Origin of the sequence: Paenibacillus sp. An7 (assembly GCF_009870785.1) — a bacterium.
GTDB lineage: Bacteria > Bacillota > Bacilli > Paenibacillales > Paenibacillaceae > Paenibacillus.
The window spans coordinates 59,581-75,727 of the sequence record NZ_WTWX01000018.1; the positions used below are offsets into that span (position 1 = coordinate 59,581).

21 protein-coding genes and 2 pseudogenes are annotated in these 16,147 nt (G+C 39.9%); 21 read left to right on the forward strand and 2 right to left on the reverse strand.

All coding sequences use genetic code 11. The annotated features are described in order from the left end of the window. Positions 1 to 161: 161 nt before the first annotated feature. Positions 162 to 683, forward strand: a complete 522-nt coding sequence (locus GQY27_RS16850; RefSeq protein WP_160036421.1) for a GNAT family N-acetyltransferase — start codon at positions 162 to 164, stop codon at positions 681 to 683. 879 nt (positions 684 to 1,562) lie between these two features. After that, a pseudogene (locus GQY27_RS16855) lies at positions 1,563 to 1,715 on the forward strand (type I restriction endonuclease); the annotation flags it as partial. 66 nt (positions 1,716 to 1,781) lie between these two features. Here GQY27_RS16855 and GQY27_RS16860 read toward each other — a convergent pair. Next, positions 1,782 to 2,327, reverse strand: coding sequence for a TetR/AcrR family transcriptional regulator (locus GQY27_RS16860; RefSeq protein WP_160036422.1), 546 nt, complete (start codon positions 2,325 to 2,327; stop codon positions 1,782 to 1,784). A 233-nt stretch (positions 2,328 to 2,560) separates the two neighbouring features. Here GQY27_RS16860 and GQY27_RS16865 point away from each other — a divergent pair, with 233 nt between their 5' ends. The 17 genes from GQY27_RS16865 to GQY27_RS16935 all read left to right on the forward strand — a co-directional run bounded on the left by GQY27_RS16865 (position 2,561) and on the right by GQY27_RS16935 (position 15,471). Next, positions 2,561 to 2,956, forward strand: a complete 396-nt coding sequence (locus GQY27_RS16865; protein WP_160036423.1) for a DUF2255 family protein — start codon at positions 2,561 to 2,563, stop codon at positions 2,954 to 2,956. Between the two features lie 48 nt (positions 2,957 to 3,004). After that, entirely contained in the window at positions 3,005 to 3,979 is a 975-nt protein-coding gene (locus GQY27_RS16870; protein WP_160036424.1) for an aldo/keto reductase, read from the forward strand. 117 nt (positions 3,980 to 4,096) lie between these two features. Then, on the forward strand, positions 4,097 to 4,645 hold the full coding sequence (locus GQY27_RS16875; protein WP_160036425.1) for an NAD(P)H-dependent oxidoreductase: 549 nt from the start codon (positions 4,097 to 4,099) through the stop codon (positions 4,643 to 4,645). Between the two features lie 23 nt (positions 4,646 to 4,668). After that, a complete protein-coding gene (locus tag GQY27_RS16880) occupies positions 4,669 to 5,634 on the forward strand; it encodes an aldo/keto reductase (RefSeq protein ID WP_160036426.1) in 966 nt (321 codons plus the stop codon). A gap of 97 nt (positions 5,635 to 5,731) precedes the next feature. Beyond that, on the forward strand, positions 5,732 to 6,508 hold the full coding sequence (locus tag GQY27_RS16885; RefSeq protein WP_160036427.1) for an SDR family NAD(P)-dependent oxidoreductase: 777 nt from the start codon (positions 5,732 to 5,734) through the stop codon (positions 6,506 to 6,508). Positions 6,509 to 6,641: 133 nt separating this feature from the next. Beyond that, the gene (locus tag GQY27_RS21800; RefSeq protein ID WP_236570640.1) at positions 6,642 to 6,803 is read left to right on the forward strand and encodes a hypothetical protein; all 162 of its coding nucleotides are present in this window, start codon (positions 6,642 to 6,644) and stop codon (positions 6,801 to 6,803) included. Continuing rightward, positions 6,761 to 7,396: a carboxymuconolactone decarboxylase family protein gene (locus GQY27_RS16890; protein ID WP_236570641.1), complete on the forward strand. Its 636-nt coding sequence runs from the start codon at positions 6,761 to 6,763 to the stop codon at positions 7,394 to 7,396. The genes GQY27_RS21800 and GQY27_RS16890 overlap by 43 nt, the downstream gene beginning before the upstream one ends. 29 nt (positions 7,397 to 7,425) lie before the next feature. Then, positions 7,426 to 7,824, forward strand: a complete 399-nt coding sequence (locus GQY27_RS16895) for a cupin domain-containing protein (RefSeq protein ID WP_160036428.1) — start codon at positions 7,426 to 7,428, stop codon at positions 7,822 to 7,824. Positions 7,825 to 8,060: 236 nt separating this feature from the next. After that, positions 8,061 to 8,867, forward strand: coding sequence for an MBL fold metallo-hydrolase (locus GQY27_RS16900; RefSeq protein ID WP_160036429.1), 807 nt, complete (start codon positions 8,061 to 8,063; stop codon positions 8,865 to 8,867). A gap of 747 nt (positions 8,868 to 9,614) precedes the next feature. Beyond that, positions 9,615 to 10,118 carry a hypothetical protein gene (locus GQY27_RS16905; protein ID WP_160036430.1) on the forward strand — a complete coding sequence of 168 codons (504 nt, stop codon included), beginning with the start codon at positions 9,615 to 9,617 and terminating at the stop codon, positions 10,116 to 10,118. A 193-nt stretch (positions 10,119 to 10,311) separates the two neighbouring features. Continuing rightward, positions 10,312 to 10,734 (forward strand): hypothetical protein, encoded by a 423-nt coding sequence (locus GQY27_RS16910; RefSeq protein WP_160036431.1) that lies wholly within the window; start codon positions 10,312 to 10,314, stop codon positions 10,732 to 10,734. Positions 10,735 to 10,887: 153 nt separating this feature from the next. Continuing rightward, the gene (locus GQY27_RS16915; protein WP_160036432.1) at positions 10,888 to 11,466 is read left to right on the forward strand and encodes a TetR/AcrR family transcriptional regulator; all 579 of its coding nucleotides are present in this window, start codon (positions 10,888 to 10,890) and stop codon (positions 11,464 to 11,466) included. Positions 11,467 to 11,677: 211 nt separating this feature from the next. Then, positions 11,678 to 11,857, forward strand: coding sequence for a Rossmann-fold NAD(P)-binding domain-containing protein (locus tag GQY27_RS21805; protein ID WP_236570642.1), 180 nt, complete (start codon positions 11,678 to 11,680; stop codon positions 11,855 to 11,857). Positions 11,858 to 11,871: 14 nt separating this feature from the next. Then, complete coding sequence (locus GQY27_RS16920; RefSeq protein ID WP_236570643.1) at positions 11,872 to 12,375, forward strand: SDR family NAD(P)-dependent oxidoreductase; 504 nt, start codon at positions 11,872 to 11,874, stop codon at positions 12,373 to 12,375. 32 nt (positions 12,376 to 12,407) lie between these two features. After that, positions 12,408 to 13,469 carry an alkene reductase gene (locus tag GQY27_RS16925; RefSeq protein ID WP_160036433.1) on the forward strand — a complete coding sequence of 354 codons (1,062 nt, stop codon included), beginning with the start codon at positions 12,408 to 12,410 and terminating at the stop codon, positions 13,467 to 13,469. Positions 13,470 to 13,605: 136 nt separating this feature from the next. Further along, positions 13,606 to 14,607 carry an NADP-dependent oxidoreductase gene (locus tag GQY27_RS16930; RefSeq protein WP_160036434.1) on the forward strand — a complete coding sequence of 334 codons (1,002 nt, stop codon included), beginning with the start codon at positions 13,606 to 13,608 and terminating at the stop codon, positions 14,605 to 14,607. 21 nt (positions 14,608 to 14,628) lie between these two features. Then, positions 14,629 to 15,471 carry an alpha/beta fold hydrolase gene (locus tag GQY27_RS16935; protein ID WP_160036435.1) on the forward strand — a complete coding sequence of 281 codons (843 nt, stop codon included), beginning with the start codon at positions 14,629 to 14,631 and terminating at the stop codon, positions 15,469 to 15,471. Between the two features lie 227 nt (positions 15,472 to 15,698). Here GQY27_RS16935 and GQY27_RS21810 read toward each other — a convergent pair. Further along, positions 15,699 to 15,815: pseudogene (locus tag GQY27_RS21810) on the reverse strand (helix-turn-helix domain-containing protein); the annotation flags it as partial. 12 nt (positions 15,816 to 15,827) lie between these two features. Here GQY27_RS21810 and GQY27_RS21935 point away from each other — a divergent pair. Together GQY27_RS21935 and GQY27_RS22015 are read left to right on the forward strand one after the other, a co-directional pair. Beyond that, complete coding sequence (locus GQY27_RS21935) at positions 15,828 to 15,959, forward strand: hypothetical protein (protein ID WP_268893034.1); 132 nt, start codon at positions 15,828 to 15,830, stop codon at positions 15,957 to 15,959. Between the two features lie 52 nt (positions 15,960 to 16,011). Beyond that, positions 16,012 to 16,147: DUF1349 domain-containing protein (locus tag GQY27_RS22015; RefSeq protein WP_160036436.1), on the forward strand; the 136-nt coding region annotated here is incomplete at its 3' end.

A 16,147-nucleotide genomic window follows, 5' to 3' on the forward strand; every position in this document is an offset into this window, starting at 1 on the left:
AATACTTCATTTAGCAATAACCATGAACCAAAATTTTGTCATTATGGACAAAGCGCTTAATTAAGTTGGTGCCTTCTCAGTAATTCAGGGACCGTTGTCGAGTATGGACATGCTTTACGAAGGTTTGCGGCGAACCATATTAATATTTAGGAGATGAAACGATGAACACGAAAATTCAAAAAATAACCGAAGCTGACCAAGAATGTTTTGTAAACATGTTTAATTATTATCTTTATGAGTTGTCTGCTTACTCGTTGGAGGATATCGGAACTAACGGTATATTCGAGATGGATGACATATCGCCGTATTACCAAGATGAACGGCTACATCCCTATTTCATTAAAGTTAATGAGAACCTCGTCGGTTTTATATTGGTTACTTCCCCTCCTTATGTTTCAGAAGGGGTGGACTATTCAGTGCAAGAGTTATTTGTTCTGCCCAAATATAGAGGTATGAATATTGCCAAAGAGGCTGCCATGTGCATATTCAGACTTTTCCCAGGACGGTACGACGTAGGCATATTCAAATCAAATACGAAAGCGGTTAAATTCTGGACAAATCTGCTATCGTCGCTCAATATTGCTGCCGATTTGAAAGAAGGAGTAGTCGAAATTGCAGGAAATACATTATCGACGATTGCTTTGACATTTGTAATTCAAAGTGAGGTAGATAGCCATGCTTAAGGTGTATCCACTCTATGTATGCAGCCATCAACAATAGGGAAGTACATTCTAATTATTCTAGCTTAAGGTTGGTTTTCTTCAATATACAAACTAAATTTGGTCCCTCACGTCCGTTTAAAACGATTTTTATTTTCATTCATGGATAACTTGGTCACAAAAATGCTTCTAAATCGGTCCAAGTTATTTACATAAAAATTATCGTCATTTTGGATCCTTCAAAAGGCTAGCACTAACAGCTGGCTTTTTTTTGTGTGTTGAAATAAGAACTTATTTTCTCTTATAATTGGAAAGGTTGTATGAGTCTTCGATACTGACTGGAGACCCGTATGCCATAACTGTAGGGACCGTATTCTTATAGTGCAGAGATATCCTTCATCGTTTCATCGTATTCTACTGTCCCGAACATATCCGGTGTGGTAGGCTCTTAATTTTACGAGTTCAATCTATATACATAAATAATTACTGAGAGTACTGATTAAACTATTTATCTCAAACCGGACTCACCTCTGCAAGCTCGAAACTCATATAATCCACATACATAGTATGTTCCGTCTATCTTAATCGCTTCAGGTGAGTATTTCTCAGTTGTACCTCCGTAGTCAACTACTTGTTCTTTATTAAAAATCATCACCTTAGCCTGTAAAATAGCTACCACAAAAAAATCTTGATCCTCATTTAAAACACGAAACTCTGGCCACTAAATTAACACCTCTCATGTTTTTAACTAAATATACTGAATCTACGTTAATCTGATATTGAGCCATTTCAAATTCACCTCATTAGTTTGTTGTCTTAGCAACTACGTTCCTACTTGAGGAATTTGAATATGACTCTCTTCATTTTTTGGAAGCTATTTCACACAATTATAAGGACTCAACTGAACAAACCTATAACCAGATTCAGACCTATAAAAACGACATCCCTTCCCTATTCCGTTACAATGCGTTTAGCATCATCTCAGATGGCATTAATGACAAAGCAGGCACCATTACATCAGATGAAGAGCGGTTTATGAACTGGAGAACAGTGGATTTATTGTTAAAACCAATGTTGAAGTAATTGCTCGGTCTTTCCAGGGACTCATATGGGGAAATCGGGTTAAAAATTTCGATCTAACAATATTCCCGTTTGTTCTGCCATGACCCGAGGAGGCACAGGCATTCCATTCCTGAACCACCACTCCACGGCCCCCACGACTGCCGCCCCAAAAAATTGAAGAACCACATCTCCATCTAAACCTTGATTTTTCCCTTCGGTGACATCAACTTCAACCTTATACTCTTGGACGACTAAATCAAGGAATCGGCTGCGAAAATGAGCTGCACTTTTCGTGTTCAGCATGGTTGAAAAAAATAAATGATTATCTGCGAAGTATTCGAACCAGACATAATTCCCTTCTTGGAAACTCATTTCAGACGCAGAATGGCAAATTTCACGAAGTGTGCTTATGTGTTCTTCGATAATCTTATCGAGCAAGTCATATTTATCCATGTAGTGAAGATATATCGTACCTCGATTCACATTCGCTCTGTCGGAAATTTCCCGGATGGTAATGTCATCGAAGTTTTTTTCTGCCATCAGTTCAAGTATGGCTTTCTTTATGGCTTCTTGCGATTTAAGTACTCTTCGATCCACTTTAGTCATTTTTTTAAAACCTCCAACTTATAAATAATCGGCAATTAAGGATAATTTGTTGAGTAACGAACACATTGTGAAGAAATGACCGTTGCAAGCATATGGTATCCGTTTAATATTATAAACAAGAGTTGATTAAACAATCAATGTTCATTATTAGTCACTCTATAAAATTCGAGTTGGGTACACACTTTAAAAGATTTATGACAGCATAATATCGTGTTTTAAGGAGGATACCATTCATGGGAACATGGTCGAAAGAAGAGTTGATCAGGATTGCTGACGCCGATGATCTTCACATTTCTCCTTTTCGTGAAGATGGAGTAACCTATGGTACCCCGACTTGGATTTGGTCCGTTGTAGATGGAGGCTCTGTATATGTTCGCGCCTACAATGGGCAGAACTCTCGATGGTACCGGGCAGCAGTACAGCAGAAGGCGGGACGAATCACAGTAGCTGGCATGACGAAGGAGGTCACTTTTGAGACGGTCGATGGGCAGATCGGCAACCTCATCGATGATGTATATCATGGAAAATACAAGGGTAGTCCGTATCTGGGCTCAATGATCAGCTCACGAGCCCGTTCTGCGACTGTCAAGGTTGCTCCGGCGAGATCAGCACTTAATGCACATCAATAAAGTTACCCATGTAATCATTATTTAAGTGAAGAAAGTGGGAATAAGAAAATGGATTATATGAAACTTGGAAATACCGGCCTCGATGTATCCCGAATTTGTCTCGGATGTATGGGTTTTGGCGACCCGGAGAAAGGGCATCATCGTTGGGTGCTTGACGAGGAGCGGGCACGTCCCATTATTAAAAAAGCTTTGGAGATTGGAATCAATTTTTTTGATACAGCCAATGTCTATGCTGAAGGAACAAGCGAGGAGATTGTCGGAAGTGTTTTAAAGGATTATGCGAACAGGGACGAAATTGTCATCGCGACTAAAATCCATGGACGAATGCATCAAGGACCTAACGGCGCTGGACTTTCACGTAAAGCGATCATGAGCGAAATCGATAAGAGTCTCAAGAGACTGAAAACCGACTACGTGGATTTGTACCAAGTCCATCGTTGGGATTACGACACACCTATCGAAGAGACGATGGAGGCCCTTCACGACGTAGTCAAGGCTGGTAAGGCGCGTTACATCGGTGCTTCTGCCATGTGGGCATGGCAGTTTCAGAAGGCGTTACATGTAGCCGAGAAAAACGGCTGGACGCGATTTGTGTCGATGCAGAATCATTTGAACCTTATTTACCGCGAAGAGGAGCGAGAGATGCTGCCGCTTTGCAAGGAAGAAAAAATCGGGGTCATTCCTTATAGCCCGCTCGCAGGAGGAAGATTGGCTCGGGAAGCAGCCACACATCGTGCCGAAACCGATGAAGTGGCCAAACAAAAATACGATGCAACAGTAGATGAAGATCAATTGGTGGTAGACCGGATAGCAAGTCTCGCAGAGAACCATGGCGTTCACCGGGTTCATATCGCACTTGCATGGCTTCTGCATAAAGAACCGGTAACCGCTCCGATTGTCGGTGCGACAAAAATATCCCATCTCGAAGATGCAGAGGCCGCCCTTTCCATTCAATTAACACCTGAAGAAGTTTCGTTTTTGGAAGAACCGTATGTACCGCACCGAATCGTTGGTCATTTTTAACCTGAAGAAATGGGGTTCTTAGAAGAACCGTATCTACCTCAGTCCGTATATTGGTTTTACGTGGGATTTATATAATTCAGATATACACATATTGTCTTTGAATGGAGAGAAAAAAAGATGAAAACACTTGTTCTTGTTTTTCACCCTAATATTGCTGCTTCTCGTGTGAATCGACGCTTGGCAGAAAAAATGGAGAAGCAAACTGGCGTTACCGTTCACCGTGTTTATGAGGCTTATCCCAATGAGATAATCGATGTCGCTGCCGAGCAGAGGCTATTGGAGCAGCATGATCGCATTGTTTTGCAATTTCCTTTCTATTGGTATAGCAGCCCTTCATTGTTGAAAAAATGGGAGGATGCTGTCCTTACCTACGGCTGGGCTTATGGAACCAAAGGCGATAAGCTGCACGGAAAAGAACTACTGATTGCCGTTTCTACCGGCGCAGCTAAAGAAAACTATTCGCACAACGGCAATTTTAAATACACCGTTCCTGAGTTACTGCGACCTTTTCAGGCAACCAGCAGCTTGATTGGAACACGTTATTTGACACCCTATATCTTGCATAGCGTCATGCAGAACCTGCCGGACGAGGAGCTTGAACAAAACACCCGTGATTACGTGGCCTATGTACTAAACCCTGAACTTAAGCCGCTTGCTGTGCGGTAATCCTATGGAAAGGCGTGACACAAATGAAAAGTCTTAAACTGCAAAATAATAATATTCCTTCAATTGCTCTGGGCACATGGTCGTGGGGCACTGGAGGAGGAGCCGGCGGGGATTCTGTTTTCGGAAATTATTTGACGGCGACAGATTTGAAGCCAGTATTTGACGCGGCGATGGAAGCTGGATTCAATTTTTGGGATACAGCGGCCGTATATGGGATGGGGGCCTCAGAAACGATTCTAGGTAACTTTACCAAGGGACGAAAAGAGGTGCTGATCTCCACGAAATTCACTCCACAAATTGCTGGGAACAGCGATAACGCTGTGGAGGAAATGTTGAATGGAAGTTTAAACCGGCTTGGTGTGGACCACGCGGATATGTATTGGATACATAACCCGGAAGATGTGAAAAGATGGACACCGAAACTAATTCCTTTGATGAAAAGCGGAAAAGTTAAATATGTAGGTGTCTCAAATCATAATCTGGAGGAAATTAAAACGGCAGCCAGCATTTTGGCTAAAGAAGGCCTGACAATTTCAGCTGTACAAAACCACTACAGCTTGTTGTATCGTTCGTCTGAAGAAGCAGGAATTATAGATTACTGCAAGGAGAACGGTATTATCTTCTTTTCTTATATGGTATTGGAGCAAGGGGCTTTGACTGACAAATACAGTGCGCAGCATCCTTTTCCGAGCGGCACTAGAAGAGGGGAAGCCTTTAGTGCCGACGTACTCTTCAAGCTGGAAGGATTAATTCACGTCATGAGAGACATCGGCAGCAAATACAATGCGTCCACTGCACAAATTGCAATCGCTTGGTCCATTGCAAAAGGAACCGTCCCCATTATTGGCGTTACGAAAACAAATCATATTGAGGATGCTATAAAAGCCGCCGAGGTTAATCTGTCAGCGCAGGATGTTCGAGATCTTGAAACAGCTGCCAAAGATACCAGCGTTGAGGTCAGAGGTTCTTGGGAGAAACCGATGCATTAACAGCACAATGAATAAGTCCGTTAGCTTGAATGCGCATTTAACATGAAACATGATTAAGTAAGGATAGGACCGGAATCATGTGTAGGGAGGAATAGTCGTGAAATATACAGTTATCACTGGAGCAAGTTCAGGGATTGGATACGCAACTGCTTTAGCTTTTGCAGAACGCGGAAAAAATCTAGTATTGGCTGCCCGGAGAGCAGATAGGTTAGAAGAATTAAAACGTGAAATAGCAAAGATAAATCATAATCTAGATGTTATTGTAAAAGCTGTTGATTTATCAGTAGCAGAAAATACTCATACTTTTTATGACTCACTAAAAAATTTCGAGTTAGAAACATGGATTAACAATGCCGGTTTTGGGGACTTTGCTTCTGTAGGAGAACAAAATATAAATAAAATCAAACCAATGCTACATCTGAATATTGAAGCAACAACCATTCTTTCTTCACTGTTTGTGAGAGATTATGAAAATGTAGAAGGTACACAGCTTATTAATGTCTCTTCAGCAGCTGGCTATATTATGATATCCAATCTCGTGACTTATTCTGCAACAAAATTCTACGTAAGTGCGTTTACAGAAGGACTTGCTCAAGAGTTAAAAAGTAAAGGCTCAAAAATGAAGGCTAAGGTTCTAGCCCCTGCTGTTACGGAGACAGAATTTGAACAACATTCTTTGGATTTAGATGAGTTCCAGTATGAAGGACAAGTTCCTAAGTTTCATACATCTAAAGAAATGGCAGGTTTTATGTTAGACCTCTATGATAGCGATAAAATCGTAGGTATTGTAGATGAATCTACTTATGAGTTTCAATTAAAAAATCCTATTTTCCCATTCAGGGAAGGATCAAAAAAAGGAAGTGCAGTATCTTAAACCGATGAGCTAAACCATATATCAGTTAAAGCTCGCATGAAAAAGATTGCCTCTCTGAAATAATCGCTAATTGCTGTCAGGAAACAAGTGGGTTGATTTCAAGTGTATGCATCTTTAGAGGAGGTTTATTATAATGAATCGAATTGAAAAAAGCCAAGAAACGTATACAAAGCTATTTGGGGACGCCGTTTCAGCAGCATCCGCGACCGATCCGGATCTTCAAGACATCTTGAGTCATTTATCTTTGGTGAAGTGTTCCATCAAGGCAATCTGGATGATCAGCAACGGGAGCTGATTACCTTGGTGGTCCTAGTCACGAACCAAACGTTGCCTCAGATCCGTGCACATGTGCACGCCGCGCTGAATGTCGGACTGACGCCGGTCGAAATCAAAGAGGCGGTTTACCAATGTGCACCGTATATAGGGTTTCCTAAAACGCTTAACGCGATCGCAGAGGTCAATGAAGTTTTTAAAACGATGAACATTGCATTACCCATTGAGAATCAGCGCAATGTGGAAGAAGACGATCGGTTTGAAAAAGGACTTGTCGCACAGGTTGAAATTTTCGGGGATGTTATCCGGCAGAACCGAAAAAATGCTCCGGCCAATCAATCCCATATCCAGGACTATCTTTCGTCCTTTTGTTTTGGAGACTTTTATACCCGCGGAGGTCTCGACTTGAAAACCCGGGAGCTGTTGACGCTGTGCATCTTGAGCAGTCTCGGCGGGTGCGAAAGCCAGGTAAAAGCACATGTACAGGGTAACCACAATGTCGGCAACGATAAAGAAACCCTGATCGCCGCGATTACGCAATGCTTGCCCTATATGGGCTTTCCACGAACGCTAAACGCGTTGCAAAGTGTCAATGACATTATGCCAAAATCCTAAATCCGTCAACAGAAAGAAGGGAAAAAACGATGAAAAATGAACACTTAAACAGCAGCACTATTTTTCCATTGGGTCAAAAAGTGGAACAAAACTTTGTGGGGGATGCTTACCTACAGATGGTATTCACCGATCCGACTCCCCTGAATACCGCCATCGGTAATGTAACTTTTGAACCAGGAGCTCGCAACAACTGGCACGCGCACCAGGTTGGACAAGTACTACTGGTTACGGGCGGAGAGGGCTGGTATCAGGAAGAAGGAACGCCGGCTCGATTACTCACAACGGGTGATGTAGTCAATATCCCGCCGGGCGTCAAGCATTGGCATGGCGCAACCAAAGATAGTTGGTTTGTCCATCTTGCGCTTACACCAGGACAGACCGATTGGTTCGAACCGGTCCTTGACCATGAATACAACAATCTAGTGTAAGGATCGAATGGGCAATTCGTTATCTAGTGGATGAACTTTACCCGTTGTTACAAAGACCGTGGTATTTCATCGACACTTGTAGAGGAACAGAAGTTCGCTCAGTCAGGTGAAGTTATGAAATACACAGTTCGATTTCATTTTTCACTATTGGTATGTTGTTTAGAAATTGTTACCGGCTATTTCATATAAAGAATTCTATACACCATTCGGAAAACAAGAAAGGCAGGTAGGTATACTTGAAAACACAAGCTGTAGCACCAAAAACACAACCGTTTGGAAAAGAAGCCTTTGAGAAAATAGAAAACACAATCATTCGTTGGTTAGGAAATTCAGGATTATTTATGAATAGTCGCGGAACATGCATTATGATCGATCCTGTGTTAATTGGTTTTGATATGCCCTTGTTAATTGATATGCCTATTACTCCGGACAATGTTCCACATCTGGATTCTATATTAATTACTCATTGCGATAATGATCATTTTAGTCGTGAGACATGTAAATCGCTAAATGCGGTCTGCGATACTTATCATACGACAAATTATGTTGCCGAATTAATGACTGAAGAACAGATAAATGGCGGTATTGGTCATGATATTTATGACACTTTTGAAATAAATCATATACATGTTAAATTAACACCCGCCGACCATGCGTGGCAGAATGAGCTGAAGAATCAAAACCGTATCTTTAAATTTGAAGACTTTTGCGGTTTTTATATTAGTACCCCAGATGGTTCTATATGGATAATTGGTGATTCCCGGCTGCTAGATGAACAATTAAACATGCCTATACCTGATGCAATACTCTTTGATTTTTCTGACCAATCGTGGCATATAGGGTTGGATAATGCTATCAAACTAGCGAATACTTACCCGGATACTAACCTAATTTTGTCACATTGGGGAAGTATAAATGCTCCTGATCTTCCTGCATTTAACGGTGATCCCAAATCACTTGTGGGCCGTGTGGTAAATCCGGAACGCATCCGTGTATTGGCACCAGGTGAATCATTCGAACTGGGGAGAATAAACAACAATTAGACCAGAAATCTAGGCAACTTATGTGCTGCCGGATTCAAAGGTTGGCCAACTTTAAGTCAAGGTTCATCCGGAGGTTATGTTACAGGTCTGCAAGCTGCTCTATACTCGTATGGACACAACAACCTACAATAGGTTCTATTGATGGAAGCTTTGGATCAAGCACAAAACCGGTTTAAAGAACAGTACATCTGATTTTAAATTTGTCCGCTATTTATCATATCACTTTTGCTCCCAGACTCCGCATCTCCCGAGGGATCGATCGGGTTACAGCTGAGGTGCTTATACGAAGTAAAGAAGGGAAGCGACAGCCGTATAACATATACCCTTAACTTAATGGTATTTTATACTACTTCCTGCATGTGTTACCTCATCACTGTGAGCCGTGGATTCTCAGCGGTTAAGGGATGGATTGAGATCGTACCGGACGCGCCACTAAGAGTCGGATATTTTAAAGAACTAACTAGTGTAGAAGATGTCAAATCCACTTATTTTATATTCTTATAGTAACCAAAAAGCCCATTTTATCAATTTATTACTGATAAAATGGGCCTTTTAAATTGTATTTTTCTTAACGTTGTAAATCCGCATTTTTCTTAACGTTGTAAATCCGCATTTTTCTGACGCTAATAGGAAGCAGCCGCCCGAACGATTGGATTATTTCGCCATTAATCTAACCGGAAGGGTAACGCAACTTCCCAGCTATAGAAACGTTAATATAAGTAACTATTCTGATATAGAGGTGATTAAATGAAAGCTATAAGTAAGTTGCTGTTCCTATGTATGATACCTCTTTTATTGTCTGCTTGCTTACAAAACGCGGAAAGTAATCAACCGACCAATAATTTGGATCTAAGTCCTCCAGTTGAAATTTCAATTGAAGAGGCGGTAGCTGAGATCCCGTTTAGAATCAAACAACCGTCAGTTCCTTTCCAAGTTACTCAAAAATCAGCAAGGATTTTAGATGCCAATGGTAAATTTGATGCAGTAGAAATCACGTATGCAAATACCGATGAAGGATTGAACCTGATTATTATGATTACAAACTCAAAGGCTGATACGCGTCCGAATGGGAAAAAAGGTCTTAAATTAGAGAACGGTTCGCAAACATGGGACCAAGGAAACGAACATGTAAGTGCCATCTATTGGAGAAATGAGGGTTTAACTTACTCTCTTATTTCAGGAAAAAATAACAATCTTGAACCGTTATACGATTACCAAACATTAATTGAAATAGCAAATACAATAAAATGATTTTGTTAAACTAAATCATTACGGTAACGATAAAACGATAGTACAATCATCAGGCTGCCAGCATCATCGGCAGTCCTTTTTAACAATACCAGCAGGATAGTGCAACAAATATTATTCTATATCCGTCAGTTTCTGTTAAAGGAATGATAAGGGGGAAAGAATTGCATCTTTGTGTAGAAGGGAGGAAAAGGAAATGAAAAAGATGATTCTTGCAATTTGCGTCGTCACGATTATTTTCACTGGAGTAGGTTGTTCAAAAGAAGCATCGTTAGATGTATCATTAGAAGATTTGTTATCTGTCCTTGATAATGCAGAAATTCAATATGCAGAAAGAACTGAATCCCGTAGTGCATACGATCTGCAAAGAGAGGGCGCTGAGCGGCACTTATATCAACTCGAACCAGGAAACTTGACGATATACATTTTCCCTACCATTAACCAGAGAAGGGAAGTACAAAGTGACCCATTTCCAACCGCTGGTGCGGTTCCTCCTAATGGATCTTATGACATGGGCAGAATACTGGTCTTTTATTACAATGGGGACGAGATAATGGCACAGAAGCTTTTAGCAGCGTTTGAACCGTTAGGTGGCGAAGATAGAAGTCAACTGCAATAACACGACTTTTACTACGCTAAAGAGAAAACGTTAGTGCAAAAACAACATGGAGCAGTTTGCCGGTTGGCAGCTGCTCTATTTTTCGTTTTATGGTTTAATTTTTTACTGATCGTTCTAAATATGTTATATTTACTTCAGGAGGAGGAAATAAAAATGGCAAGAAGTAAAGAATTTGAAGAGAACGTAGTCTTAGAAAAGGCAATGAAGCTCTTTTGGGAACAAGGTTATGAAAAGACATCTTTGGCAGATTTAGTCGAACATATGGGAATTCATCGCAGAAGTTTGTATGACACTTTCGGCGATAAACATACGTTGTTTCTAAAAGCTATGGATCGGTTTCGAACTAAAATCAACACAGAACTTTCAGGAGTAATGAAAAGTTCAGAGACTGCAGTCGAAGCTCTTCAGTTAATTATTAATTTCATGATATATGGTGAAGAGGATTCACCTTCTGGTTGTTTAATGGTGAATTCAGCTGTGGAATTGGCAATGCGGGATTCGGAAGTGGATTTGAAGGCTACTGAATCGTTTATACTATCTGAGCAGCTGTTTATGGATATTATTCTGTGGGGGCAGCGAAATGGCGAATTTACTTCAGAATATGATGCTGAAAAACTGGCAGAACAATTGCATGCAGTATGTATTGGGTTGAGGGTAATGGCAAGAACGTCCATTTCCAAAGATAAACTACATCGCATAGCCAACACCTCCATCAACCTTTTTGCTAAATAGTTCATCTTAAATAGAATGATTGTTCCAACAGGAGGAATTCCTAATCCTAGCGAAGCTTCCTTCTTATGCACATTTTAGAATAATCGTTCTCATATTATCAGTTTGCTACGTTCTCTTACTAAAGAGATTTTTATTTTAGATTTTCTAGAATGATCATTCTCATATACTTAGATTTCCCTTCTCTCAAATCATTTAAAAGGAGCAACATTACATGAAAATATCTGAACAAGTAGCATTTGTCACTGGAGCGAACCGAGGTCTTGGTCGCTATCTAACACTTGAACTTTTATCCAGAGGGGCAAAGGTTTATGCTGGAGCAAGAAATCCGGACTCCATTAATATTCCTGGTGTAATACCTATAAAGATGATATTACGAATACTCAAGAGGTAGTTGCAGCTGCAGAGATGGCTAAGGATGTCACGATCTTAATCAACAATGCAGGCTCCTCCACAGGTGCTTCTTTACTTGAAGGCGATCTTGATCAAATTCATTTGGAAATGAACACTCATTTCTTTGGAACGCTTTCCACAATCCGGGCTTTTGCACCGAAGATAGCAAATAACGGTGGAGGCTCAATTCTTAATATTCTATCAGCATTATCTTGGGTGAGTGCCGGGACAGCTGGTGCTTATACCGCTGCAAAGGCGGCAGAATGGGCTTTGACAAATGACCTTCGATTAAATCTATATTCTCAAAATGTGAGAGTAGCAGGACTACATGTTGGCTATATGGAGACAGACATGACATCTGGCTTACAAGTTCCTAAATCCAATCCTGTTGACATTGCAAAAATTGCGATTGACGGTATAGAATCTGGTAGTTTTGAAATTATTGCCGATGATGTCAGCCGCAACATTCAAAGTGAATTAGCCAATGGAGTAGCTGCCTTATACCCTCAAATTTCGTGAATCATTTGACAACGATTAAAAGGAGAAGTTATATGAGCAAATTATTTGAACCACTCAGAATTGGAAACATAGAACTAAAAAACCGTATAGGAATGGCACCCATGACAAGAAGTAGAGCGTTGCCAGACGGTACCCCCAGTGATTTGGCAGCAGAGTATTACGGTCAACGTGCATCTGTCGGTTTAATTATAAGTGAAGGCACTCAACCCTCAGAGGATGGACAGGGATATTCGAATACGCCTGGTATTTATGCAGAAGCACACATTGAAGGGTGGAAAAAGGTAACATCCAAGGTACATAACGAAGGAGGGCGAATATTTATTCAACTAATGCATGTAGGCCGTGTATCACATCCTGACAATACGCCTCATCACCGTCAAGCTGTTGCCCCGTCGGCTATTGCGCCTAATGTAGAAATATTTACAGCTCAAGGGATGAAGGAGATTCCTACACCCAGAGCATTGAGTGAAGAAGAAATAAAAGATGTGATCAATGAGTTTCGCTTGGCAGCACGAGCAGCGATAGAAGCGGGTGCAGATGGAGTTGAAATCCACGGAGCAAACGGTTACCTCATTCAACAGTTCTTAAGTGAAAATTCGAATCAGCGTCAGGATGTATACGGTGGAACAATTGAAAATCGATCACGATTTGCTATTGAAGTAGCGAAAGCAGTTGTTAATGAGATTGGTCCAGAACGAACGGGTATACGCTTCTCTCCTCAAGGGACTCTTAACGGAATAGAAGAAGGAGAAACAAGCATTGAAATGTACCGCTATTTAATCAGAGAATTAGATAAACTGAACCTTGCATATCTCCACATCATGCACTTTGGAAACGAACCATTATTACAAGAAATCCGTCAACTTTGGTCGCAAGCGCTTCTTGTTAACCGAGTAGGACGTTATTTAGACCAACTTACGGTAGATCTGGATAATGAAATTGCAGACGTTGTGACTGTAGGTACTTGGATGATAGCCAACCCAGATTTTGTCGTGCGATTGAAATTGGATACGCCACTAAATGTGCCTGATAAAAATACCATTTATGCTGGAGGAGAGGAAGGGTATACAGATTATCCGTTCTTAAATGAATAAAAACAGGTGAGGCTTAGCAGTAAAAATAAATGGATACACAAAAAAAACATGGTGAAAACTCTGCTTTAAATAAAAAAACAATGATAAAAAACCATCAATGTAATAGTTGATGGTTTTTTAAAAGGAGACGTGAAGTATGAAAGCTGCTCAAATACAAAAATACTCAAAAAATATAAGAGCACAGGTGGTGGATATTCCTATACCAAGCATTAAAGATAATGAAGTATTAGTAAAAGTGAAAGTTGCTGCAGTAAATCCTCTAGAAATTTTAAATATTACAGGAAGTGTAAAACTCATTCAAGACTATGAAATGCCTCTTGTATTAGGTAACGAACTAACAGGCGTAGTTGAAAAAGTAGGGGGGAATGTAAAAGGTTTTAAGGTTGGAGATCCTATTTATACGAGACTCCCTATTGAAAAAATCGGGGCATTTGCAGAATATGTTGCAGTTGATGCTGGAGCGATATGGAATTTGCCAAAAAATTTAGATTTCATTACTGGAGCGGCTGTACCTTTAACTGGTTTGACGGCATATCAAGGCTTAATAGAAGAGTTGGAGGTAAAAGAGGGCCAAACCATCTTCATACCAGGAGGATCCGGAAGTTTTGGTCAAATGGCTGTTCCTATAGCTAAAGCAATGGGATTAAAAGTTATTGTATCTGGTAGTCCTTCCGCTAGAGAGAGAACACTGAATGCGGACGCTGATCAATATATTGATTATACAAAGGAAAATTACTGGGAAATACTAGACAACGTTGATTTTGTAATCGATACGCTAGGTGCCGACGAATTTGAACGTGAGTTATCCATTATCAAACCAGGTGGTCGCTTACTAAGTCTTCGTACAGGACCCAACAAACAGTTTGCAATCAATCATGGTCTTCCTAAGTGGAAGCAAATCCTCTTTGGATTAGTTGGCGCGAAATTTGATAAGAAAGCAAAGAAACAAGGGGTTGAGTATCGCTTCATCTTCGTAAGAGCTGATGGAAAGCAACTAGAAAAGATTACAAAAATTATTGAAGAAAACAATATTGTTCCCGCTATTGATCCTACTGAATTTACAATTTGTAACATTAATGAAGCGCTAAATTTAGTCGCAAATGGACATCCAAAAGGAAAAGTGGTTATCAAATTTTGAAAATAAGCAGGAGGAATAGCAATGGGAATTGATTATTCCTATGTTGATGCACCTAACTTATTCATTCAGCATCGGAATGGTAAACGCTATGCGTATAGAGAATTAGGAGAAAAAAAGGGAATCCCTATTATTTTTTTGACACATCTTTCAGCTAATCTTGATAATTGGGATCCTAGGGTTATTGATGGTTTTGCGAAAAACCATTGGGTCATCGCATTTGATAACACAGGCGTAGGACTATCCAATGGTAAAGTACCTAACAACATCCCTCAAACGGCAAACGATACAATTACATTTATAAAATCATTAGGACTTTTGAAGGTTGATTTAATCGCTTTGTCAATGGGAGGTATGATAGCTCAAGAATTAATATTAAAGGAACCAAGCTTAGTTAGAAGGCTGGTATTAGTCGGTACAGGACCTCGAGGAGGAAAAGGGATTTCCAATGTCACTTATATTACTAATCTTGATCTTATCCGGGCTACATTGACCTTTAAAGACGTCAAGACCTATCTGTTTTTTCCTAACACAAAGAATGGTAAAGAAAAAGCAAAGGAATTTCTAAACCAAATAAAGAGAAGAAAAAAACATCGTGATAAAAGCATTAGTTTAAGAGCGTATAGAAATCGATTAATTGCAATCAATAAATGGGGAAAAGAGAAGTCTGTAGATCTCTCCAAAATCATTCATCCAACACTCATAATAAATGGAGATCATGATCGTATGGTTCCAACAGAAAATTCTTATGACCTGGCAAATCAAATTCCTGATAGTAAATTGAAAATATTTGACTATGCAGGACATGGTTCCTTATTTCAGTATCCAAAAGAGTTTGTCGAAATTGTAAGTACATTTTTAATCTGATAGTTTAACATAATGTATAATAAGTACAGATGTGTCATGGGACACAAGAACATAGATGCTGGTAAAATAATGGCCATTAGTTGAGCTGCAATGAAGTTGTAATTTCCCACTATGGTTTAATCAAAATATGACTTCTAAATGAAACGTCAAAAAGTTGTCTCGGGTAGCTCGGAGTGAGCGGGCTTTAGAGGCAACTTTTTTTGGGGGCAATGTTTAAAAGCTTTCTCCCTTTTACGATATTGCAGAGGGGTTACACCAGAGTATTTTTTGATTACTCTTGTAAAATAACTTTGATCGTTAAAATTAAGCCTGGCACATATATCAGACAGACTCATGGAGCTAAGAGGGTGTGAAAAATGTCTAGTGAAATTGTAGTTTGTAATGACGTTGTTCCTTATTTGGAAGCATTGACTCGTGGCAAGGAATATGAGAATACAACGTCGAATAAGAAAAATATGTTGGTTAAATTTCGGTTTGCCTATATTTGATACTGCTACTAATTCAGCTAATAGATAAATTAGAATTTATGGAGGAAGCAATATGGATTTAACATTTCAAAGAGATAACTTATTCTGGGTACATGAGCCTAAAGAATATACTATTAGAGATGGAGAAATTGTGATTAAAACAGAAGCGGGAACAGATTTTTGGCAAAGAACATATTATGGATTTCAAA

Bases quoted from the DNA above. Each gene is read 5' to 3' on its own strand.
- GQY27_RS16895 (WP_160036428.1), top strand. From the start codon at position 7,426: ATGAAAAATGAACACTTAAACAGCAGCACTATTTTTCCATTGGGTCAA.
- GQY27_RS16935 (WP_160036435.1), top strand. From the start codon at position 14,629: ATGGGAATTGATTATTCCTATGTTGATGCACCTAACTTATTCATTCAG.
- GQY27_RS21935 (WP_268893034.1), top strand. From the start codon at position 15,828: ATGTCTAGTGAAATTGTAGTTTGTAATGACGTTGTTCCTTATTTGGAA.
- GQY27_RS16850 (WP_160036421.1), top strand. From the start codon at position 162: ATGAACACGAAAATTCAAAAAATAACCGAAGCTGACCAAGAATGTTTT.
- GQY27_RS21800 (WP_236570640.1), top strand. From the start codon at position 6,642: ATGAATCGAATTGAAAAAAGCCAAGAAACGTATACAAAGCTATTTGGG.
- GQY27_RS16865 (WP_160036423.1), top strand. From the start codon at position 2,561: ATGGGAACATGGTCGAAAGAAGAGTTGATCAGGATTGCTGACGCCGAT.
- GQY27_RS16870 (WP_160036424.1), top strand. From the start codon at position 3,005: ATGGATTATATGAAACTTGGAAATACCGGCCTCGATGTATCCCGAATT.
- GQY27_RS16905 (WP_160036430.1), top strand. From the start codon at position 9,615: ATGAAAGCTATAAGTAAGTTGCTGTTCCTATGTATGATACCTCTTTTA.
- GQY27_RS16910 (WP_160036431.1), top strand. From the start codon at position 10,312: ATGAAAAAGATGATTCTTGCAATTTGCGTCGTCACGATTATTTTCACT.
- GQY27_RS16880 (WP_160036426.1), top strand. From the start codon at position 4,669: ATGAAAAGTCTTAAACTGCAAAATAATAATATTCCTTCAATTGCTCTG.
- GQY27_RS16875 (WP_160036425.1), top strand. From the start codon at position 4,097: ATGAAAACACTTGTTCTTGTTTTTCACCCTAATATTGCTGCTTCTCGT.
- GQY27_RS16920 (WP_236570643.1), top strand. From the start codon at position 11,872: ATGGCTAAGGATGTCACGATCTTAATCAACAATGCAGGCTCCTCCACA.
- GQY27_RS16915 (WP_160036432.1), top strand. From the start codon at position 10,888: ATGGCAAGAAGTAAAGAATTTGAAGAGAACGTAGTCTTAGAAAAGGCA.
- GQY27_RS16930 (WP_160036434.1), top strand. From the start codon at position 13,606: ATGAAAGCTGCTCAAATACAAAAATACTCAAAAAATATAAGAGCACAG.
- GQY27_RS16925 (WP_160036433.1), top strand. From the start codon at position 12,408: ATGAGCAAATTATTTGAACCACTCAGAATTGGAAACATAGAACTAAAA.
- GQY27_RS21805 (WP_236570642.1), top strand. From the start codon at position 11,678: ATGAAAATATCTGAACAAGTAGCATTTGTCACTGGAGCGAACCGAGGT.
- GQY27_RS16860 (WP_160036422.1), bottom strand. From the start codon at position 2,327: ATGACTAAAGTGGATCGAAGAGTACTTAAATCGCAAGAAGCCATAAAG.